Here is a 19,361-nt window from a genome sequence, read left to right as displayed (position 1 = left end):
CTCCGCCATGCGTACCCACGTTGCCAGCTTGTTCGTCGTGGGGCTCCTGGCCTGCACCGCCTCGCGCACCTCCGAGCCCGATGCCACCGCGGCCGCTGCCCATGAGGGAGCCCCGCTGCCGTTCATCGAGGATGATTACGACCGTGCGCTCACGGAGGCCAAGGCGAAGGGGCTGCCCCTCTTCGCCGACATCTGGGCCCCGTGGTGTCACACCTGCCGCTCGATGCGGGCCTACGTCTTCACGGACAAGGCGCTCGCGCGGCACGCCGGACGGTTCGTCTGGCTCGAGATCAACACGGACCTTCCGAAGAACGCCATCTTTCAGGAGAAGTACCCGGTCGAGAACTGGCCTACCTTCTTCATCATCGACCCGAGGGAGGAGAAGGCCCTCGTGCGCTTCGCGGGCAGCGCCACCGTGGCGCAGCTCGAGAAGCTCTTCGAGGATGGAGAACGTGCCTACCGCGGTGACGCGAAGGGCGCCGAGGCCGACCTGGCCCGGGGCGATGCGCTCTATGGCGCAGGCAAGCCGGCCGAGGCAGCACAAGCCTTCTCCCAGGCGCTCGCCGAGGCTCCGCACGACTGGTCCCGCCGGGGCCGGACGGTGGAGTCGCTGCTGGTCGCCCTATGGGGCGCGAAGCAGTACGACGTCTGCGCGCAGAAGGCGGCCGAAGAGCTGCCACGCTTGCCGCGCTCGCCGTCCCTGGCCAACGCGACGACCATGGCCATCGGCTGCGCGGCCTCAATGGCTCCGGAGAATCCGCAGCGCAAGGCCCTGCTGAGCGCGTTCGATGCCAAGGGGAAGGAGATCCTCGCGCCTCCACTCATTGACATGCCCGCGGATGACCGCTCCGGCCTCTATGAGGCCATGGTCGAGGGCCGGTCCGAGCTGGGCGACGAGGCTGGAGGCAAGGCCCTGGCCCAGGAGTGGCTCACGTTCCTCGAGGCTGAGGCCGCCAAGGCCCCCAACCCCGATGCACGCTCCGTCTTCGACTCGCACCGCATGTCCGCGGCGATGATCCTCGAAGAGCCCATGCGCGCGGTCCCGGCCATCGAGCAGAGCGAGAAGGATCTCCCCAACGACTACAATCCGCCCGCTCGGCTGGCCGTGCTCTACCGGATGCTGGGGCGGCTGGATGACGCGATGGCCGCCAGCGATCGGGCCCTGGCGAAGGTTCAGGGTGCGCGGCGGCTGCGAGTCCTCTCGGACCGCTCGGCCATCCTGGCCGCTCGCGGGGATAAGGCCGGTGCCGTAAAGACGATCGAAGAGGCGATTGCCTACGCCAAGTCACTGTCCGAGGCCCAGGTGTCCCCGCGCCAGCGTGAGGCCCTGGAGAAGAAGCTCACGGAGCTGAAGGCAAAGTAGGCACGGCCGGGCTATCGCGGCTGTGCCGCCATGCGGGTGTCGAGGTCCAGCAGCTCATAGGCCTCGACCCGCGCGTGGCCCATGCCGCCATCGGTGAAGATGAGCGCGGCTTCCCGAGAACCGAGCTTCGCGGGAGTGCCGTGCGCGTAGGCGATGCGCTCCCCGTCCGTCACGAGGTGCCGCAGCACTCCGTCTCGCACCTCTCCCGGCAGGCCCAGCAGCTCGCGGCTGCGCTTGTCCCGCGTGTGCCCCACCACCTGTGTCAGCCCCGCGGGCAGACGCCTCGGATCGAAGCGGCGGCGAGGCGTGACACGCGTGCGCTCGGCATCGTCTGGGTGGAGGCTCGGGCGGTGGTAGAAGATGCCTCGGCCCTCGCCATAGTCCGCGCTGCCCGGGTGGTGCAGCTGGGGGACAATAAGCCGTCCGCCCTTCCAGACATCCACCGCCGCATCGAGCGCCCCGTTCAACGCGGCCGCTATCCGCGGGGCATCCGCGGCGTGCTCCTCGGAGACACCGGCGGCCGCCAGGTCCTCCCGCGTCACCCCTGCGTGCAGGACGAGCAGCTCCGGTCCGGCCGCATACGCTGTGCGCAGGCGGCGCTCCCGGAGGAGGTGGGTGATCCACGTGCGCTGCTCCTCCCGGAACGTGCTGAAGTCCCGCGCGACCAGCTCCACGGTAGGCACCTGCGGAAACCGGCCGAGGAAGGCCCGCTCCCGCATCTCGTCCGTGTCGTCGCCGTCGTAGAGGGCATCCGCCTCCCGCTGGGCCTCGGCGAAGGTGGCATCGCTGAACTCCGCCAGCTCTCCCACGCGCCCGAGATCATGGTTCCCCGCGAGGATGACCGCCTGATCGGGCGGATGCGCCGCGAGCCACGCCACGAGCCGCAGGGCGCTCTGGGCCACGGCCTCCCGCTCGGGTGCCTTGCCCCAGTCGAAGTGGTCCCCCACCGACACCAGCTGCACCTCCGGACGCAGCCATCCCTGCTCCGTCAGCAGGCCGTGGTGGTCCAGGATGGCCAGGAAGCGCGTGAGGTCCGCCTGCGGATCTCCGATGGCGACCCGCAGTCGCCGCTCGGGAGGAGAGGACTCGGGGGGCGCGGAGCGGGGAGCCCCTGACGCGCAGGCGGCGGCCCGATCCAGCGCGGCCTGGAGGCGAGGTGACGTCACCCGTGCATCCTAAACACGGGCTCTGCCGCCCGCATGTTTTCTCTGCCGAGGACGGCTTCTTAGGTCGCCTGGAAGAACTTCGCGATGAGCGCCGAGCGGCTCTCCACCTGGGCCTTGCTCAGCACGTGGGTGACGTGCACTTCCACCGTGCGCTCCGCGCAGCCCAGCCGCGCCGCGATGGCCTTGTTGCTCGTGCCTTGGATGATGTGCTCGAGCACCTCGGCCTCGCGCACCGTCAGCCCCCAGCGGCTGGCCAGCACGTGGACCCGGGCGCTTGCCTGTGCCTCCGTGCTGCGATCCACCACCAGGTAGTGGGGAGACAGTCCCCGCACCTGCAGTGCGGTGACGGAAGTACCGGGAGGCGGGGGCTCGCCCTGGCCATGCCGGCGGATGATCTCCGCCAGCGACGGAGAGGCGCGCTCCGCCAGGGCCCGCCCCGCGCTGTTGGCGTACACCACCCGCCCCTTGGAGGAGAGCACGTAGGCCGGCTGCCCGAGTGCCTCCAGCGCCGCCTCCAGTGCCGAGCCCAGCAGCCCTGCCTCCCGCAGCCGCGTCTCCAGCTCCAGCCGCCGCTGCAGCGAGGGCACCAGCTCCTGGAGCAGCCGCTGCTCGCGAGGCGTGAACGGCTCCGAGCGCAGCGCGCCCACCCACGCCAGCAGCGTGGAGCCCTCGCACACGAGCGCCCGAAGCTGGAACATGTGCTCCATCTTCAACTGGCGGTAGAGGGTCACCGTACCCCCGGTCACCCGCTCACGGACCCGGGCCTCCTCCGTGGGCCCAATGCCCAGCCGCCGCCACGCCCCGGCCTTCAGATCATGCAGCGGCGTCTCCCGCGTCTCCGTCTCCTCGTGAGGCCGGAAGTGCAGCGCCCGGTTGCGCTGCGCGGCAGCGGGACGTGCGGGATCGAAGTAACCCCAAGGGTTGGGCTGCTGGCGCAGGAAGCCGTTGAGGGTGCCGAGCAGCTCTCCCTGCGGCTGCGGAAAGCCCGCGCTGTGGCAGAAGCTGGCCGCGTAATGGTCCGGCGCCAGCTCCACGCCGTAGGCCACCATCCGCTCCGCGCGCAGTCCCTCCCGGAGACCGTCCATCAACCCGTGGAGCACATCTGCCCCCGGCTCGACCGTGTCCAACCGGCCTTGGAGGTCCGCAATGAGGCCCTTGTCCCTGGAATCGAACATATTCACGATTTCCGAGTATACGGGTTTGCGTGACAACTGGATGCACCGGTGGGTCCAAATCACTCCATGTGTCGTCTCTCAGATTCTTGGAAGTTAATAGCTTTCCAGGTGTTACCCGACCTCAGGGGTTCCACGCATGGAATCTAATGGCTCATCGGCGAGAAACTACTTATCGGCTCGCCGGGGGGGAGGGCCACTTTCAAAGGTCTGCTGTCCCATCAGACGCGCGCCAGGTCCCACCAGGCCTGACGCGCGTTGCCTTTTGTGCGGCCGGGGAGAAGTCCCCTGTCCTTGTATGCTGAGGGGGCGCCATGACCATCGACATCGCCTTCAAGACGCCCGATGCGCTCGTGTTCGCTACGGACGGGCTCGCCACGGTGATGGAGGTGGATGGCCGTGGCCAGGAGCGCTTCCTCTCGAACATGGCCAACGTGGAGAAGCTGGTGCCGCTGTCCCACGACCGGCTGCTCGCCATGTTCAACGGGGTGGGCTCGATTGGCGGCGGGACAGTGGCCACCTCGCTGCGCGCCTTCGATGACCGAGCGCCCCTGCGAGAGGGCGAGTCCGTGGGAGACTACGCGCGGCGGCTGCATGTGGAGCTGGAGGCCCAGGCCCTCCGCAAGTTGGGGGCGCTGCCGCGTCCCTTCCACCTCATCATTGGAGGCTTCGCGCCCCCGCCGAAGGAGGGCGTGGAGCCGCCCACCCTCTGGTCCATCCAGTGGAGCGTGGACCCCAACATTCCCACCACGCCCACGCCCATCCTCCACACCGAGGAGGATGGGAGCGACATCAAGCACGCCTTCGGCGTCCACTATGCCGGGGTGACGGAGGCCGTGGCCCGCTTCGTCGAGGGATTCGACCCGGCGCTGCCCGAGAAGCTGGCGGTGTTGCTGGCGGGCACGGACGCGGAGGATGCGCCGCCTGGGTTGCTGGAGCAGCTGGCCCAGGAGGCGCGCCGGACGGGCACTCCCTCCCTGCCCCTGTCCAACGCAGATGCCCAGGCGCTGTCCCGGCGTTATGCGCGGCGCGTGCTGCGCGCGGCGTTCTTCTCTCCGGCGCAGGAGCCGCTCTCCGAGCACTTCTCCCTGCAGGCGGCGGTGGACTACTGCGTGTTCCTCGCGCAGTGCGCCTATGCGCGGGAGAACCTGTCGCCCACGCGCCGAGGTGCGCCTCGCGTGGGCAGCACGCTTCAGGTGGCGTACGTCGTTCCGAATCGCCCCGCGCACGTGCTGGCCAGCATCAAGCTGGGCGTGCGCCTGCAAGGCATCGACGGAGGACTTCCATGAGTGCACGCAAGCCCCGAGGCACCGGCCGAGGCGCTTCGAGCAAGTCGAAGGGAAGAGGCCCAGCGAAGAGCAAGAGTCCGGCGAGCAAGAAGGCTCGGGGGGCTCGCAAGGCGCCTGCGCGCAAGGCTCCCGCCGCGGCCACGCCCCCGGCGGTCCTGGAGGGCTCGCCCTCAGGAGCGCCCCTGGCGTTCGGCAGCCGCACCTCCGAGCTGCCTCCGCCCGACCAGGTGCGCTCGGCAGAGGCCTCCGTGATGCGGGGCCAGGTGGCTCGCCGGGGGTTCGAGGCAGTCATGTCCCAGCAGCCCGCGCCGCCGAGGCCGCGTCCCGCCGCGCCTCGAGGGGTGTCACTGGGCTTGAGAGGAGGTCTCATGGACGCAGGTAGGCCCGCCGAGGATCCGAAGAAGCTCGAGCAGCGGGAGCGCGATCGGCTCGCTGCCCTGCGCAAGGAGACGTCGAAGCGGACCTCCGCCATGGTGCGGCCGGACTACTTCGGCACCTCCGAGCACCGGGCCTCCGCCGAGCAGCTGGATCGCATGCTCAAGGGCGAGGCCGTCTTCCCCAAGGCCGTCGGGAGGCAAACGCATGTGCTGCTGCGCGTGGCCAACCCGGAGCTCGCGCCCGACGCGGTGATCGAGCGCTCCCGCCTCTCCGTGGCCAGCGCGGAGCCGTCCTGGCGAGAGCCCTTCCAGGCCCGGCTCGAGAACCTCATGGCCAACTACCGCCCGCTCACGGAGCTGGAAGTCCGCCCCGGCCTCACGCTCACCTATGGCGATGTGGTGGCGCTGGCGGGGGACTACTACGCCACGCCGGAGGAGCTGGCCGCGGAGGTGACCCCGGCCGTGGCCAAGGCCATCCGCAGTGTGACGCCCCATGACGAGGGCACCTTCCTGCTCAACACCCACCGGGGCTGGTTCGACTACGCCTCGCTGGCCAATGAGAACCAGGACCACTTCGCGCCCCGGAGCTGGTCGCGCTACCTGGTGCACCATGCGGAGGCCCTGCGGCTGGCGCTCGACAGGGACTTGGACGCGGCGCTGGTGCGCAACGCCTTCGCGGATCACTTCCTCACGGATGCCTTCGCCTCGGGTCACCTCCGCGTGCCGAGGGATGCGCTCGTGGGGCTGCCGGGCGCGCTGCCCACGCGGAAGATGCACGACGAGGAGAACGTCCAGGGCCTGTGGGTCCAGAGCGCCACCGGCTTCGTCTGGCGCTGCTACGGAGACGACAACCTGGGCACCAACCCCGTGCACCTGACGCTCACCGCGCATGCGGTGGGGCTGTCGCTGCTGCGCGTCTTCAAGGCCTATCGGCTGGAGGGCGCGGAGCGCGAGACGCTGCACGACGCGCTGGACGAAGTCTCCGAGCCCGAGCTCACCGCGGGCCAGATGGTGGACCCGCGCACGCTGCCGCGCGTGCTGGGCAACGTGGTGGGCCTGCCGGACATCCGCGAGCACCTGCCCGTACCGCTCGGGAGCCTGGAGGAGCCCGACACCGCGAACGTGCTGGCCAACTACCTGCCCCAGGTGGGACCCAACGGCCAGCGCCGCAAGGGGACGCCGGACTTCGAGGCGTACTTCCGCTTCGTGTGACGGCGCCCCTCAGGGCTTCTGCTCGAGCCTGCCAGCCAAGGACGCCAGCGCGCCAAGCCCGCGCTGGAACTCCTCGAACGTGAGCCGCCCCTCGGCGAACTGCTCGCCCAGGCTGGCGAGCGACTGGGACTCGGCCACCGCCATCCACGCGCGGTGGGACTTCTCCTCCGCGGCGTTCGCGGGAGGCGCCCACTTCGAGGCGAGTACTTCCAGGCGCGTGCGCGCGGCCTCCGCCAGCCGCGAGAGTTCCTCGAGCCTCTCCGGCGCCAGCGTGCCGGGCTTCACGTCGATGACGCAGAGGGAGCCCACGGTCTTCCCCTGGACGCGCAGCGGGAAGCCCACGTACGCGCGGATGCCGTAGCGCTCCACCAGATCCGTGGGGAGCTCCGCGACCTGCCGGGCGTCCTCGATGTGCAGGGGCCGATCCCCGGCCACCACGAACTGGCAGAACGAGGTGCAGCGGTCCGTGGCGAGCGACGCGCGCAGATCCGGCGGCAGCCCCACGTGCGCCCGGAAGAACTGGATCTGATCCACCACCAGCGACACCAGCGCGATGGGGAAGCCGCTCACCTCCGCGGCCCGGGCCACCAGCCGCTCCAGCTCGGGGTCCGGCGTCCGGTCGAGCAGTCCTCCATCGAAGGTCTGGAGCCGCGCTCCATCGTCCAGGACCGAGAGATCTTCGGGAAGCTTGCCGCTCATGACTGGACCTCCGACCGCTGGGCGTAGCGGATGCAGAGCGGGAAGACGACCTTCTCCTCGGTGGTGAGCATCGAGCGCAGCGAGGAGGCCACGGCGCGGAAGCGCTCATGGAACCGGGCAGGATCCGGATCCGGGGACTGAAGGAAGCCCATGATGGCCGCGGACATCACCCGCATGTTCGCGCGGAAGATGGTGAGGACCGAGACGCTCGTCTTGTCTCCCTCCTGCTGGAAGCCCTGAAGCGTCGCGTCATAGAGCGCCAGCTTGGCCTGGTGGTGGGGAACGAAGACCTCCTCCAGGCGGCGCAAGGCCGCAGCCAGTTCTCTCGGGCCCGCAGTCTCGCAATTTCGCAGCAGGGCTCGCAGCCGCGAGTGGTCTTCCTGAAGGGATTGGAGCCTGGCGTGCATCAGGGGATGTGTAGGCAGGGAGGGAACAGGTCAACCAACGCTTCATCCAGGGTCGCGGGATCCAGTATGTCCCCTTTCTATCAAACAGGGGGGCGACCTATGAAAACACTCAAGAAGAGCGCGGCTTGCTGGGGAGTGGCTGTCTGCCTCACAGTGTCAGGTTGCCAGACACCCGGAGTGATGAGGCCTCGGCAGTACAGTGCCTCGGAGACCGGGGCCTTCGCCGCGGATTCGTCGGACTCGGGGGCTTCGTCGGACTCGGGGGCTTCGTCGGACGGGTCGAACTCGGATTCCGGGAACTCGTCGGATGGGTCTGGGAACTCGTCGGGCGACTCCAACTCGGACTCGGGCAACTCGTCGGGGGATTCCAACTCAGACTCGGGCAACTCGTCGGATGACTCGTTGGGTGACGCGGGCTCGAACTCCGACAACTCGTCGGACAACTCGTCGGGCGGCTCGTCGGGTGATGCCAACTCGAACTCCGACAACTCGTCGGGCGACTCCAACTCGAGGACGAGCGGCGAGAACAACAACCCCTTGGCCTCGGCCACTGTCATCGGCCTCACCGCAGCTGGGCTGGGCGCTGTGTTCTGGCAGGCTGCTCATCGCGCCATGAGGGAGCCACCTCCTTCGTCCGCGCCGCCGCCTCCGCCTCAGGAGGTTTCCCGGGCCGCGCAGACGTATCTGCGTTCTCGCACGCACCAGCTTCGCGAGGACCTGGCGCTGGGGGCAGGGCCCACCATCGAGGAGCTGGCCTCCCTGGCGCGCATCCGCCGTGAGAACCTGAGTGTGTTCGGCCGGCTGTTGCGCGCCCACCGTCAGGAGCTGTTGGCCCTGGCGGACACGCGTGCACTGACGCCCGAGCGTGCGGTGGAGTGGATGCGGCGGGTGGGTGAGCTTGCCTCCACGGATCCTCGGCTGGAGGAGGACCGGCGCGCGTTCCTGGCGGCGTACGAGGCAGGGGAGCTGAGCCGGTGAGGCTCCTGGCGCTGGTGAGCGTTCTGCTAGGGGCGCTCCCGGCCGGTGCCGAGCTTCCTCTGTCCGAGCGCATCGCCGCGCTGGAAGCGGAGCATGGCGTGGTGCTGCGTCCGCGTGAGGCCTGGGACGCGGCGCTCGTAGCGGAGATCGAAGCGGGCCTGGCCTCGCTTCCTCCTGCGCTGCGCCGTCCGCCGGGTGGCCTCTTGGAACTGGAACTGCACCGTGAGTCCTCTCCCCTGGGCCTGGGTGATGGGAGTGTCACCCGGCCGGAGTGGACCGAGGGCCACCAGCGCTTTCACCTCTATCGCTACGCGCCTTCCAAGGAGCGGCGCGCGACCTTCCGGCTCTCGCGCCTGACGGACGAGGAGGCCGAGCGGCTGTGGCGCCGCCGCGCCGTGGTGCATGCCGTGGTTCAGCGCTGGGATGACGCGCGGGGCTGGAGCCAGGGCCCGCGCTGGCGCCGCCTGAATGGGTGGGTCGGGCCCTTCGAGCGCTTGTTCACCTTCCACGAGGAGGTGCTCATGCGCTACGCGGGCGCCTTCAGCCGCGCGAGAGGGCAGGTGAGCGCGTCGCTGGATCTCGTCACCTTCGCCGAGGAGCTGCTCGCCCCCGTGGAGTCCCTGCGTCCCGACGCGCTTGGCGTGGACGATCAGGTGCGCTGCCAGGAGTTCTCCAAGGCCCGGGCGCTCTCGGAGAGCCTCGCCGCCGAGGGGCTCGCCTCCCTGCCACCGCGCGGGCGCTGCCCGGCCTTCGACACCTGGGCAGAGCTGGAGAACCTCACCCACTTCGAGGTGATGATGGCGGCCGCGTCGGGACGGCAGCCCGAGTCCCTCTTCGGCCACCTGATGCTGCGCCCCGTATGGCGCGAGGGCGCCGTGCCTCGCGGGCCAGGGTTCGCGCCGGTGGTGCAGCTGGTGGCGCTCACCGGGCTGGAGGCGCGCGGGCTGCAGTACTCCCTCAAGGGATTGCTCGGGGGCTACGACACGGGCTTCCTCACCACGACGATGGGAGAGGTGTCTCACGAGACGATGGAGCTGGAGCAGCGCTCCGTGCGCCGCTTCCGACTGCGGCTCACTCCCACTGAGCAGGTGCGGCTTCTGGAGCGCATCTGGGAGCTGGAGCGGCGCGGCTACTTCCCCTACCGCTTCTTCACCGAGAACTGCGCAAGCGCGCTGGTCTTCCTTCTCAATGGAGCGCTCGAAGGAGGCCGCAAGGTGCGGCTGCCCGGCTCGCTCTGGGTGTTGCCCGCCGCTGCCTTGGACATGATCTCCCGCGTGGAGGTGGAGGCTCCTGGGGGCGAGACCCAGCCGCTCCTCGAGTACATCCCGGATGACTTCGAGTCCACCGAAGCCCGGGCGGAGCGGGCGCATGTGTCGCGCGAGGAGCTCCTGAGCGGGCTCTCCGCCCAACTGCCGTCCGCGGCGCGCGCCCGGCTGCGGCTGCTGCACTGGCGCCTGCGCTCGGCCAGCCCCGAGGTGCGCCGCGCTACCTATATAAGGATGCCCGAGGTCCTCACGGAGCTGCTCCAGGCGGTGCCTCCCGAGCAGGTGGACGAGGTCCGCCGACAGCTCCACGCCTACATGGCCTGGTCGGTCCGCGTGGAGCGAGGCGCCGCGGACCGTGCGGAGGGCGAGAAGCTGGAGATCGAACGGAACCGCGTCCTCGCCGTGCGCGTGCGAGTCCCCTCCGCGGCCGAGGGCGTACGGGACCGCCAGCGCCAGTTCGAGCGGGAGGACGAGCTGCAGCGCCGCCTGGCGGTGCTCGATCGGATCAGCCTGCTTCAAGAGGCACTCGCCAAGGCCCCGCGGCGCCCGGCGACTTCCGAGGAGCTGCGCATCCTGGAGCAGGCGGAGGTGACGGAGGCCGCGTTCATTGCCTCGACCGAGGCCCAGGGCGCGCTGCAGGAGGGAGCGCTGGCCAGCGTGGATCCAGGAACCTTCCTCGCGGAGGACCACCGCCAGAAAGTGGAGAGTGCGCAAGCCTGGGCCGATGGCGCCCTGGTCAGGTCGGGTGCGGCCCGCATGGTGATGGCGATGGGCGTGGACTTCCCAGCGGCAGGAGGCTCCCGGCCGGTGCTCGTCTTCCAGTCCGCCGGGCTCAGTGAGTCGCTGGGAGATGCGCGCCTGCACGGCTTCCAGTCGGGGAGCGAGCTGCGCGCGCTGGAGGGCGAGCTGTCGCTCCTGCCGCGGAAGGGGGTCCCTCGGGTGCTCAGCTCCCGGTTCACCCTGGTGGGCTACCGCACCCTCATGCGCGAGCTGCCCATCCACCAGCGCTCGGTGAGAGACGCGCTCGGGTGGGGAATGGCGGCCCAGATGGAGACCCAGCGGGAGCGCGCGGTCCCATATCGTGCGACGGCCCTCGCCGAGGCGCTCGCGGTGGTGTCCGAGGGGCCTCGCTTCCGCCACTTCACGGTGCTGGGCGCGGGGATGAAGGCGGGAATGCATTGGGGGCCCGGCGTCCTGGCTCCGGCGCTCGGGCCCCGGCTCTCACTCTCACATCGCACCGGTTTGCCCGGCTCGCTCGCCAACGCCGTGCGACTGGAGGCGGAGTACGCGCCCTTCTGGCGCATGGGCGACGGCATCACCCACGAAGCCATAGGCACGCTGCAGGTGGACCTCGCGGTGGGACAGCTCGGCCGCTACCGGCTGTTGCTGGCACCTCGCGCCCAGGCCCGTTGGGCGGGACGGCTGGCGTCCCGCCTCGACAGCACCCTGGAGCGGCGGCTCGTCCTGGGCCTGGAGCTGAACTGACGCGGCGTCAGCGTGCGCTCGGGTACATGTCCCGCTCGGTGATGCGCTGCCGCGAGTACACCCCGGAGATGGCGCCCAGGAACGTGCCGATGATGTGGGCCACGAGCCACTCCTTGAAGCTGAGGCCCATCAAGAAGAGCAGACTGGGCTGCTCGCTCATGAAGTGGAGGAACCACAAGAGGCCGGGCACGGCCACCGAGGTCACCGCCGCCGCGAACAGCGCCCGCTTCATGCTGCCCGCGTGGTAGCCGCCGACCAATCCACCCAGCAGGCCGTTGAAGACCGGCATCCAGAAGGTGATGAAGCTCGTGAGCACCATGGCCGCGATGCTGACCACGGTGATGTTGTGCTTGAGCGAGATGCCCTCGGGCCTGAGCGTGATGCCCGGGGGAAGGTCGGCATACGTCTCAATCCGGGCCGGCTCCGTGGCGTACGAGGGAGGGGTCTTGTCCTGGTCCGAAGGAATCAGGGTGGTGTCTGACATGCGGGGCTCCGGTTCGTTGCGTGTTGTTGAAGATGCGACACGCTTCCCGGAGCGGCACGGGGGCGAGCCCACCCGGCCTGCATGCGGACAGCCAGGGCCCGGTCTCCCGGGAGGCACCGCGAGGAGCAGGACGTGGCCCTGAGAGCTGACTATGCTGCCGCGCCCTGCTGTACCGGTTTCTCACCCCTGGATGGAAAGCCCATGAGCCTCCGCCGTGCCTCGTTGAGCATTGTCCTGGTTGCCGTCAGTCTGTTGTCCGCCTGTGCGCTGCGCCCGCATTACAGGGACATGGTCCAGCCCGAAGGCGCCTCGAAGGCCGCGGACGGTCAGGTCCTGACAATGCGGGTGGTGAACCCGGCCACGGGACAGCCCATCGAGGGCGCCAAGGTGATCGCCGGCGGGGGCCGCACGCGCCTGGCCACGACGAGCGACGCCCAGGGCCGCATCTCCGTGCCCGTGGCCAAGGCGCTGCTCGACGAGAACCCGCTGGTGGAGGTGGTGCTGCCCAAGGGCGTGCAGAGCTACCAGTTCCAAGTGGAGCTTCCGGCCGAGTCCCCGCCGCCCGCGGCCCCGGTGGCCCCGGCCGCCCCGGAGGAGAACACGGGCTCTACGGGCTCCCTGGCGCCCTCGAGCCCGTCGGCTCCGGACACCCCCGCCGTGCCGCCGGCTCCCGAAGCTCCGGCTTCTCCCAACCCTGGGAAGTGATCAGCCCAGCTTCGCGTGGAAGAACTCCACCGTGCGCTTCCAGGCCAGCTCGGCGTTGTCCCGCGAGTACACCTGGGGGCGCGTGTCATTGAAGAAGGCGTGCTGCGCGTCGTAGCGGTGGATCTCCGCGGGCACGTTCGCGCCCTTCAGCTTCTTCTCCAGCGCGTCCACGCGGTCCGGCGAGCACCAGTTGTCGATCTTCGCGTAGTGGCCGAGCACCGGCGCGCGGATCTTCGTCACGTCCGCCTTATCGTCTCCCGGGATGCCGTAGAAGGGCACGCACGCGGCGATCTCGGGATCTTTCGCCGCGAGGAAGAGCGCCACGGCGCCGCCCATGCAGAAGCCCGTCACGCCCACCTTCGTTCCCGGCTTGCGCTGGCGCAGCGCCTCGGCCGCGCGCCGCAGCACCTCTCCGGCCTGTTGCCAGTCCATCGAGTTCAGGTACTGCTGCGCCGTGGCCTCGTCCTTGGCCACCTTGCCGCCGTAGAGATCCGCTGCGAAGACCGTGAAGCCCTCGCGCGCCAGCCGATCCGCCACGCCCCGGATGTGCTCGTTCACGCCCCACCACTCGTGGATGAGGATCACCGCACCCTTCGAGGAGCCTCCAGAAGGCTCACTCAAGTAGCCCGGGACTTCCTTGCCATCGGTTCCAGTCAGCTGCGTCGCTTGTGCCATGGGTCAGCCCCCTCGTGAGTGACAGGAGGCGGCACCATAGACCCGAAGCGGACGCGAGAAAGCGGGACTTCAGCGGAACCAGCGGACGAGACGCCGGCCCTGTCGTCTCCTGTACTCCGCGAGCCGCCGCGGGAAGTCCGCGGGCAGGGAGAGGAAGCGCACGCCATACCGGCCTCGCGCCCGCTCGCCGGCGTGTTGACGCATCCACACCACCTCGCCCTCGAAGGCGAACTCCGTGCCTCCGAGGTTGACGGTGCCCTCCAGCGGCGTGCCCGGCTTCACCGGCTGGAGCATCTCGGCCTGGAAGCCCCGGCCGGACACATCCCAGGTGTACACCGGAAGCATCCCCTTCAAGCGCACGGGGAGGCAGTAGGAGTAACGCGGAATCACTCGTGGGCGGTACATACCTGTAGCGTGCCACTGGGTTTCCATGCGGCAAGTTTCTGGCCGCCAGCTCCCGCTGGCGGAGCGGCCGTAGGTGCTCCAGATTGAAGAGGCGGGGAGGCGCCATGTCGAAGGCATTCACCAAGGAAGACAGCGGCGGCGACGAGGGGCTCGTCCCCGTGCGGCCGCGCACCGGTCAGGGTGAGAAGCGCTACATCACCGCGGAGGGCTACCAGGCACTGCAGGAGGAGCTCGCCGTGCTGCTCGCTCCGGAGCCGAGCGCCGAGGGCCAGACGGAGCTGGACGCGGGCGTGCGCAAGCGGGAGCGCGAGCGCCGTGCGCAGCAGCTCGCGGACACGCTGGAGGAGGTGCGGGTGGTGACGCCCGAGCCCTCTCAAGAAGGGCACGTCTTCTTCGGCGCTTGGGTCTCTCTGGAGGATGAGGATGGCGCCGAGGTGCGCTACCGCATCGTCGGCCCGGACGAGGCGGACGTGAAGGCGGGCCGGCTCAGTGTGGAGTCACCGCTCGCGCGTGCGCTGCTCGGCAAGGAGGTGGGCGAGTCCGTCCAGGTGGAGCGGCCGCGTGGAGCCGTGGAGTACACGGTGACGGACGTCACCTACTCCCCGCCTACCCACTGAGAGTAAAGTCGAGGGGTCTTCCCGGCGCGCCGCGCGCCCGAGGCTGCCCTCATGATGTCTGCCCCAGCCCTTCGACTTCCGCCCCTCCTCCGCTTGGTGCTCATCGGGGGCTCCATCGTCGTGGGACTCTTCACCTTCGTCTATGCGCGGCTGGTCTGCACCTTCATCTGCAGCCTGTCTCCGCCGGTGCTGGCGCGCACCGTCATCGCGCTGTCGCTGTTCCACATCGTCCTGCGCGAGCTGCTGCTGCGGTTCATCCCCGGCTCGGTGGAGAAGAGCACGCCCGCGCGCCGGGCCTGGCTGTTGTCGGTGCTCTCGTGGGGGCTGACGGGGCTGGTGGGCATCGTCGTGCACGCCACGCGCTACCCCACCTTCCCCGCCCCCAGCCATCTCAAGTTCGCCGTGGGCTACTGGTTGCTCGGCGGTGGGCTGCTCGCGCAGGTGGAGTACCTCCTCTTCGAGCACGCGCTGCCGGCCAGCCCCACCCAGTCTCCCGAGGCGCAGCTGCGAGAGCGGCTCGGGCGCCGGCTGATCGAGGGCTACGTCATCTTCACCACCGTGCCCGTGGTCATCCTGCTGCTCACGCTTCAGCGGTTCATCTACGAGCTCCAGGGCGACCGGCAGTACCTCCTCGAGGCAGCGGGGCTTGCCATCGGCTTCACGGGCGGAGCGCTCGCGGTGGCCATGGCCTATGGCCGCAGCCTGCGCCGGGACTCGGAGCAGCTGCTGGAGGCGATACGCCGGGTGGGCACGGGAGACTTCCAGCCAGGAGCCGCGACGAGCCGCCCGGACGAGCTGTCCCTCGTGGCCGCCGGCATCAACGAGATGGCGGGAGGGCTCCAGCTCCGCGAGCGCATTCGCGAGGCGTTCGGCCGCTTCGTCTCGCCCCAGGTCGCCACCGAGTTCATCGAGAAGTACGCGCAGCACGGCAAGGCAGCGGTGCTCGGCGGCAGCCGGAGGGACATGGTGGTCCTCTTCAGCGACCTGCGCGACTTCACGCGGCTGTCCGAGTCCCTGTCGCCCGAGGTCCTCATCGAAGTGCTCAACGGCTACTTCCAGGAGATGGTGGGCGCCATCCAGCAACACGGCGGCATGGTGGACAAGTTCATCGGAGACGCGGTGCTCGCCACCTTTGGACTCACGGCGGGGCAGGGTGATCCGGCGGTCGCGGCCGTCTCCGCGGGGCTGGAGATGCAGCGGCGCCTGGAGGCCTACAACGCGAAGCTCGCCGAGCGCGGAGTGCAGCTGCGCGCGGGCATCGGCATCCACGCGGGCGAAGCGGTGGCGGGCTACCTGGGGAGTCCGGATCGGCTGGAGTTCACGGTCATTGGACACACCGTCAACGTGGCCTCGCGCATCGAGGGCCAGGCCCGCGAGCCCCGGCCGCCGCTGCTCTTCAGCGAGGAGGTGGCACGGCGGCTCGGTGAGGCCTTCCGCGTCCAGGAGGTAGGGACGGTGGCGCTCAAGGGGGTGGCCGGCGAGATGCGGCTGCTCACCGTGGCAGGAGAGACCCGGACGGTCCGAGTGGCGTGAGGCCCTCGGAGGATGCGCGAGGGGACTCGCGGAGGACGGGGCGGAGGGTATGATGGACGCATCCTTCGCTGGGAGCCCCCGAGATGAAGCGCTTCGTCATTGTCTTCTCCAACGAGCCGAGTGAGCCCGCCCCGTGGATCCCCCGGGCCTGTGAGGCCGCGAAGGTGACGTACCTGGACAACGATCCCATCACCACGGAGCTCTCCAAGAACCCGGAGGCGCAGAAGCAGCTGCTCTCCAACATCCCTCCGGGCGAGAACGCGGCGCTGGCGCCCCACTACAAGGCGGCGCTGGAGAAGGTGGCCGGCAAGGAGGCGCGCATCGGCCTCTACAGCAACAGCTGGCTCTTCTACCTCGGGCAGGCGGACGGCTGCGTCCTGGACTTCTCCGGGCTGGAGGCCCAGCGCCAGCAGGGGCTCGCCGGCGGCATGAAGAAGCAGGACGTGGACGACTACGTGGCCAAGTACAGCAAGCAGATGCAGGACCGGGCGCGCAAGTACCTACCGCCGGAGCGCATCCTCGTGCTGCCCACGAACGAGTCCGACGCGAAGAAGGCCGAGCTGGCCGCCGCCTTCATCCGCAAGCTGGGCTGAACCCCATCCGATGCAGCGCCTGAGCCGGGTGGCCCCGCGAAGAGGCCACCCGGTTTTTCATGCGCGGACTACCCGCCCATCAGTCCCTGCTGGAACTCTTGCAGGTCGCCGATGAGGTCCGCCGCGCCCTTGATGACCGAGGCGGTGCCGAGAACCATCTTGAGCGGGCCGGTGACGGAGTTGAGGCCGGGCACCATGCCCGCCACATCCAGGCCGAGCTGACCGGCCGCCAGCGCCACCTTGACGGGGTCCTTCGGCTCCTCGCCGAGCGCGTCCCACAGATCCTTCGCGCTGCCAATGGCGCTGATGCCGCTGGCCACGTTGCCGATGATGGGGATGGACTGCAGGCCCGCCTTGGCGGCGAACTTCGCGGCGGCCTCGGTGATCTTCGCCTTGATCTTGTCCGGGAGCGCGTCGACGAAGCGCCCGAACAGCCGGGTGAAGTTCTCGATGCCCTGCTGGCCGAAGGGCAGCTCCTTGCCGGCCACCTCGAAGTGCTTGCCGTGGCTGAGCAGGTTGCCCGCCGCCGAAGCGACCTCGTTGAGCGCCCCGCCGATGTCGCCCTTCGCGATCTTCTCGAACGCGTTGAACATGTTGGCGGCCGCGCCCGAGTCCACCATGGCCTCGTTGAGCTCCTTGTCCGCGAACAGCTTGCCGACGCTGCCGGGGATCTTCGCCAGGCTGTTGAGGAACGCCTTGGCCACCTCGGGCGAGGTCTCCGCGATGGTGCGGCCCGTGTGCGCCAGGCTCGCCGCGAAGCTGGAGATGTCGCCGCGCTTGAGCGCGTCGAACGCCTCACCCAGCGACTTGCCCACGGCCTCGTTGCCGATGAGGCCCGCGGCCGCCACCAGCGTGTCCTTGGCCCAGGGCGGCAGGTTGAGCTTGTCGGCGAACGCGCCCACCATGCGGGCCCGGAGATCCGGCGACAGGCCGCCCACGGCCTTGGCCAGCGACTGGAGCGCGGCCTGCCCGTTGGGCGGGTTCTGCGCCAGGTGCTTGGCCGCATCCATCACGTCGAACACAGCGCCGCCCAAGGCCGCGATGTCGGCACCCGACTGGATGCCGAACGGCTTGAGCTTGTCCATGATCTCCGGGTTGGAGGCCAGGGCGTTCGCGGTGGCGGTGCGCACCGACGAGTTGCCGAGCAGCTCCCGGAACCCGTTCACGAAGTCGCCCTGCATCATCTTGTCGAAGGAGGCGTGCAGGTCCTTGTTGTTGACCAGCTCCTTGACGAAGGCGGGGTCGGTGAGCAGTGACCGCGCCATGCCCGCGAAGCCCGTCTCCGGCAGCTTCGAGGCCATGGTGGTGATGGCCTTCTCGACGAGCGCCGAGGGGATCTTCCCGGCCGCGTCCTTGAGGCTCTTGAGCGCCGCCTGCGGATCGTTCGAGGCGATGGCCTGGCCCGCGCGGATGAGGTCCGGCAGGGCCTTGGCGGCCTGGGTGAGCTCGGACGGCGTCAGGCCCAGGCTGTTGATGCCGTTGCGGACATTCTCGGGCAGCTTGGAGAGGATCTTCTGACCGAGCTTGTCGAGCAGGGCGGGTGCGGCCTCGGCGGCCTTGCCCAGTGCAGCGACGCCGTCCTCGATCTTGCCGTCACCGAAGGCCTTCATCGCGTCGAACAGGTGCGGCGCGGCCTTGCCTGCCTCGACGAGGTCCTGCGGCGTCAGGCCGAGCTTCTCGAGCTGCGCCTTCACACCCGGGTCGGAGCCGAGGGCGGAGAGCGCGGCGTCACGGGCCTTGTCGTTGCCGAGCAGGCCGCGGATGCCCTCCATGCGCGTGGAGTCGTTGAAGAGCTTGCCGACCTGATCGTGCAGGTCCTTGTTGGTGAGGAGCTCCTTCACGAACCCGTCGTTGGTGAGCAGCGACTTGAGGGCGCCGAGGTTCTCCGGGAGCTGGCTGGCCAGACCCTTGAAGGCCTGGGTGGCCAGGTCCGGCGCGGCGATGGCGGCCTCGCGCACGGAGTTGAGCGCGCCCTTCCAGTCACCGATGGAGGCAGCCTCCACGGCGTCATAGAGGTGCGGGAGCGCCGGGCCCGCGGTGCGCAGGGCGTCCTCGGTGATGCCGAGCTTGGCGAACTGCTGCTTGACCTCGGCGGGCAGGGCGTCGACGACCTTGTTGCCGAGCTTGGCGGCCAGCTCGGGCGCGGCCTCGACGGCCTCTTGGATCTTGGCCAGGCCCTCCTTGATGTTGCCGTTGGCGAACTGCTCGAAGGCCTCGATGAGCTTCGGGGCGGCCTTGCCAGCCTCGACGAGGTCCTCTGGAGTCAGGCCGATCTTCGCCAGCTTCTCCTGGATGTTCTTGTCGGAGCCGATGGCGGTGAGCGCGGCGTCACGGGCCTTGTCGTTGTTGAGCAGCTCGCGGATGGCGCTGGAGTCCCCGCCGATGAGCTTCTCGAGCGAGCCCTGTAGCTCCTTGTTGGTGACGAGCTCCTTGAGGAAGCCGTCGTTGGTGAGGAGCGACTTGACGGCGCTGAGGCTGTCCGGGAGCTGGTTGGCGAGACCCTTGAGGGCCTGGGTCGCCAGCTCCGGAGCGGCGGCGGCGGCATCCTTGAGGTGAGAGTACGCGGCCTGCCACTCGCCCTTCGAGGCGGCATCGGCGGCCTCGAAGAGGTGGGGCAGGGCGGGGCCCGCCTTCTGCAGAGCCTCGGAGGTGATGCCGAGCTTGGCGAACTGGTCCTTGATGCCCTGGGGCACCTTGTCGAGCAGCTTCTGGCCCAGCTTGGCGGCCAGCTCGGGCGAGGTCTCCACGGCCTTCTGGAAGTCGTTCAGGGCGCCCTTCACGTCGCCCGACTGGAGCTTCTCGAAGGCATCCATGATGGCCGGAGCGGCCTTGCCAGCGGCGACGAGATCCTCAGGGGTGAGGCCGGCCTTCTCCAGCTGAGCCTTGATGCCCGGATCATTGCCGATGGCAGTGAGAGCGGCGTCACGGGCCTTGTC

At 69.5% G+C, this 19,361-nt stretch carries 17 protein-coding genes; 9 read left to right on the top strand and 8 right to left on the bottom strand.

The features are described 5' to 3' along the window. The first annotated feature begins 7 nt into the window (after nucleotides 1-7). Entirely contained in the window at nucleotides 8-1,363 is a 1,356-nt protein-coding gene (locus tag DB31_RS37805) for a thioredoxin family protein (RefSeq protein WP_044197396.1), read from the top strand. Between the two features lie 11 nt (nucleotides 1,364-1,374). On the opposite strand, the gene DB31_RS37800 is transcribed toward DB31_RS37805, so the two are convergent. Further along, nucleotides 1,375-2,529, bottom strand: coding sequence for a metallophosphoesterase (locus DB31_RS37800; protein ID WP_044197394.1), 1,155 nt, complete (start codon nucleotides 2,527-2,529; stop codon nucleotides 1,375-1,377). A 59-nt stretch (nucleotides 2,530-2,588) separates the two neighbouring features. Further along, nucleotides 2,589-3,704 (bottom strand): LuxR family transcriptional regulator, encoded by a 1,116-nt coding sequence (locus tag DB31_RS37795; RefSeq protein WP_240487115.1) that lies wholly within the window; start codon nucleotides 3,702-3,704, stop codon nucleotides 2,589-2,591. Nucleotides 3,705-4,015: 311 nt separating this feature from the next. Between DB31_RS37795 and DB31_RS37790 the strand changes: the two genes are divergently transcribed. Both DB31_RS37790 and DB31_RS37785 read left to right on the top strand, forming a co-directional pair. Next, nucleotides 4,016-4,990, top strand: a complete 975-nt coding sequence (locus DB31_RS37790; RefSeq protein WP_044197390.1) for a hypothetical protein — start codon at nucleotides 4,016-4,018, stop codon at nucleotides 4,988-4,990. Then, complete coding sequence (locus DB31_RS37785) at nucleotides 4,987-6,579, top strand: hypothetical protein (RefSeq protein WP_044197388.1); 1,593 nt, start codon at nucleotides 4,987-4,989, stop codon at nucleotides 6,577-6,579. The genes DB31_RS37790 and DB31_RS37785 overlap by 4 nt, the downstream gene beginning before the upstream one ends. Nucleotides 6,580-6,588: 9 nt before the next feature. On the opposite strand, the gene DB31_RS37780 is transcribed toward DB31_RS37785, so the two are convergent. Together DB31_RS37780 and DB31_RS37775 are read right to left on the bottom strand one after the other, a co-directional pair. Then, nucleotides 6,589-7,278, bottom strand: coding sequence for a GAF domain-containing protein (locus DB31_RS37780; RefSeq protein ID WP_052420563.1), 690 nt, complete (start codon nucleotides 7,276-7,278; stop codon nucleotides 6,589-6,591). Continuing rightward, nucleotides 7,275-7,685, bottom strand: a complete 411-nt coding sequence (locus DB31_RS37775) for a hemerythrin domain-containing protein (protein ID WP_075306424.1) — start codon at nucleotides 7,683-7,685, stop codon at nucleotides 7,275-7,277. The genes DB31_RS37780 and DB31_RS37775 overlap by 4 nt, the downstream gene beginning before the upstream one ends. A 180-nt stretch (nucleotides 7,686-7,865) precedes the next feature. Between DB31_RS37775 and DB31_RS50975 the strand changes: the two genes are divergently transcribed. After that, a complete protein-coding gene (locus DB31_RS50975; protein ID WP_240487114.1) occupies nucleotides 7,866-8,663 on the top strand; it encodes a hypothetical protein in 798 nt (265 codons plus the stop codon). Then, nucleotides 8,660-11,413: a lipoprotein N-acyltransferase Lnb domain-containing protein gene (locus DB31_RS37760; RefSeq protein ID WP_044197373.1), complete on the top strand. Its 2,754-nt coding sequence runs from the start codon at nucleotides 8,660-8,662 to the stop codon at nucleotides 11,411-11,413. The genes DB31_RS50975 and DB31_RS37760 overlap by 4 nt, the downstream gene beginning before the upstream one ends. Nucleotides 11,414-11,420: 7 nt before the next feature. Here DB31_RS37760 and DB31_RS37755 read toward each other — a convergent pair whose 3' ends face one another. After that, nucleotides 11,421-11,897: a hypothetical protein gene (locus DB31_RS37755; RefSeq protein ID WP_052420562.1), complete on the bottom strand. Its 477-nt coding sequence runs from the start codon at nucleotides 11,895-11,897 to the stop codon at nucleotides 11,421-11,423. A 201-nt stretch (nucleotides 11,898-12,098) separates the two neighbouring features. On the opposite strand from DB31_RS37755, the gene DB31_RS37750 reads away from it, so the two are divergent. Further along, a complete protein-coding gene (locus DB31_RS37750; protein WP_157232367.1) occupies nucleotides 12,099-12,602 on the top strand; it encodes a hypothetical protein in 504 nt (167 codons plus the stop codon). Here DB31_RS37750 and DB31_RS37745 read toward each other — a convergent pair whose 3' ends face one another. Together DB31_RS37745 and DB31_RS49820 are read right to left on the bottom strand one after the other, a co-directional pair. Next, nucleotides 12,603-13,277 carry a dienelactone hydrolase family protein gene (locus DB31_RS37745; RefSeq protein ID WP_044197372.1) on the bottom strand — a complete coding sequence of 225 codons (675 nt, stop codon included), beginning with the start codon at nucleotides 13,275-13,277 and terminating at the stop codon, nucleotides 12,603-12,605. A gap of 69 nt (nucleotides 13,278-13,346) precedes the next feature. Then, entirely contained in the window at nucleotides 13,347-13,682 is a 336-nt protein-coding gene (locus DB31_RS49820) for a PilZ domain-containing protein (RefSeq protein WP_276203682.1), read from the bottom strand. 104 nt (nucleotides 13,683-13,786) lie between these two features. Between DB31_RS49820 and DB31_RS37735 the strand changes: the two genes are divergently transcribed. From DB31_RS37735 to DB31_RS37725, 3 genes are all read left to right on the top strand, one after another. After that, on the top strand, nucleotides 13,787-14,299 hold the full coding sequence (locus DB31_RS37735) for a GreA/GreB family elongation factor (RefSeq protein ID WP_044197370.1): 513 nt from the start codon (nucleotides 13,787-13,789) through the stop codon (nucleotides 14,297-14,299). A 51-nt stretch (nucleotides 14,300-14,350) separates the two neighbouring features. Continuing rightward, complete coding sequence (locus tag DB31_RS37730; RefSeq protein WP_052420561.1) at nucleotides 14,351-15,832, top strand: adenylate/guanylate cyclase domain-containing protein; 1,482 nt, start codon at nucleotides 14,351-14,353, stop codon at nucleotides 15,830-15,832. Between the two features lie 83 nt (nucleotides 15,833-15,915). Further along, nucleotides 15,916-16,425 (top strand): hypothetical protein, encoded by a 510-nt coding sequence (locus tag DB31_RS37725; protein WP_044197368.1) that lies wholly within the window; start codon nucleotides 15,916-15,918, stop codon nucleotides 16,423-16,425. Between the two features lie 68 nt (nucleotides 16,426-16,493). Here DB31_RS37725 and DB31_RS49815 read toward each other — a convergent pair. Then, nucleotides 16,494-19,361: hypothetical protein (locus DB31_RS49815; protein ID WP_044197366.1), on the bottom strand; the 2,868-nt coding region annotated here is incomplete at its 5' end.

The organism is Hyalangium minutum (assembly GCF_000737315.1).
GTDB classification, from domain to species: Bacteria; Myxococcota; Myxococcia; order Myxococcales; family Myxococcaceae; genus Hyalangium; species Hyalangium minutum.
The sequence above is the reverse complement of the archived record's forward strand: the minus strand, read 5'-3'. Positions and strand labels throughout refer to the sequence as shown.

What these genes read in the sequence shown, in the direction of transcription:
- DB31_RS37805 (WP_044197396.1), top strand. Translation starts at nt 8, where the DNA reads ATGCGTACCCACGTTGCCAGCTTGTTCGTCGTGGGGCTCCTGGCCTGC.
- DB31_RS37795 (WP_240487115.1), bottom strand. Translation starts at nt 3,704, where the DNA reads ATGTTCGATTCCAGGGACAAGGGCCTCATTGCGGACCTCCAAGGCCGG.
- DB31_RS37790 (WP_044197390.1), top strand. Translation starts at nt 4,016, where the DNA reads ATGACCATCGACATCGCCTTCAAGACGCCCGATGCGCTCGTGTTCGCT.
- DB31_RS37785 (WP_044197388.1), top strand. Translation starts at nt 4,987, where the DNA reads ATGAGTGCACGCAAGCCCCGAGGCACCGGCCGAGGCGCTTCGAGCAAG.
- DB31_RS37780 (WP_052420563.1), bottom strand. Translation starts at nt 7,278, where the DNA reads ATGAGCGGCAAGCTTCCCGAAGATCTCTCGGTCCTGGACGATGGAGCG.
- DB31_RS37775 (WP_075306424.1), bottom strand. Translation starts at nt 7,685, where the DNA reads ATGCACGCCAGGCTCCAATCCCTTCAGGAAGACCACTCGCGGCTGCGA.
- DB31_RS50975 (WP_240487114.1), top strand. Translation starts at nt 7,866, where the DNA reads ATGAGGCCTCGGCAGTACAGTGCCTCGGAGACCGGGGCCTTCGCCGCG.
- DB31_RS37755 (WP_052420562.1), bottom strand. Translation starts at nt 11,897, where the DNA reads ATGTCAGACACCACCCTGATTCCTTCGGACCAGGACAAGACCCCTCCC.
- DB31_RS37750 (WP_157232367.1), top strand. Translation starts at nt 12,099, where the DNA reads ATGAGCCTCCGCCGTGCCTCGTTGAGCATTGTCCTGGTTGCCGTCAGT.
- DB31_RS37745 (WP_044197372.1), bottom strand. Translation starts at nt 13,277, where the DNA reads ATGGCACAAGCGACGCAGCTGACTGGAACCGATGGCAAGGAAGTCCCG.
- DB31_RS49820 (WP_276203682.1), bottom strand. Translation starts at nt 13,682, where the DNA reads ATGTACCGCCCACGAGTGATTCCGCGTTACTCCTACTGCCTCCCCGTG.
- DB31_RS37735 (WP_044197370.1), top strand. Translation starts at nt 13,787, where the DNA reads ATGTCGAAGGCATTCACCAAGGAAGACAGCGGCGGCGACGAGGGGCTC.
- DB31_RS37730 (WP_052420561.1), top strand. Translation starts at nt 14,351, where the DNA reads ATGATGTCTGCCCCAGCCCTTCGACTTCCGCCCCTCCTCCGCTTGGTG.
- DB31_RS37725 (WP_044197368.1), top strand. Translation starts at nt 15,916, where the DNA reads ATGAAGCGCTTCGTCATTGTCTTCTCCAACGAGCCGAGTGAGCCCGCC.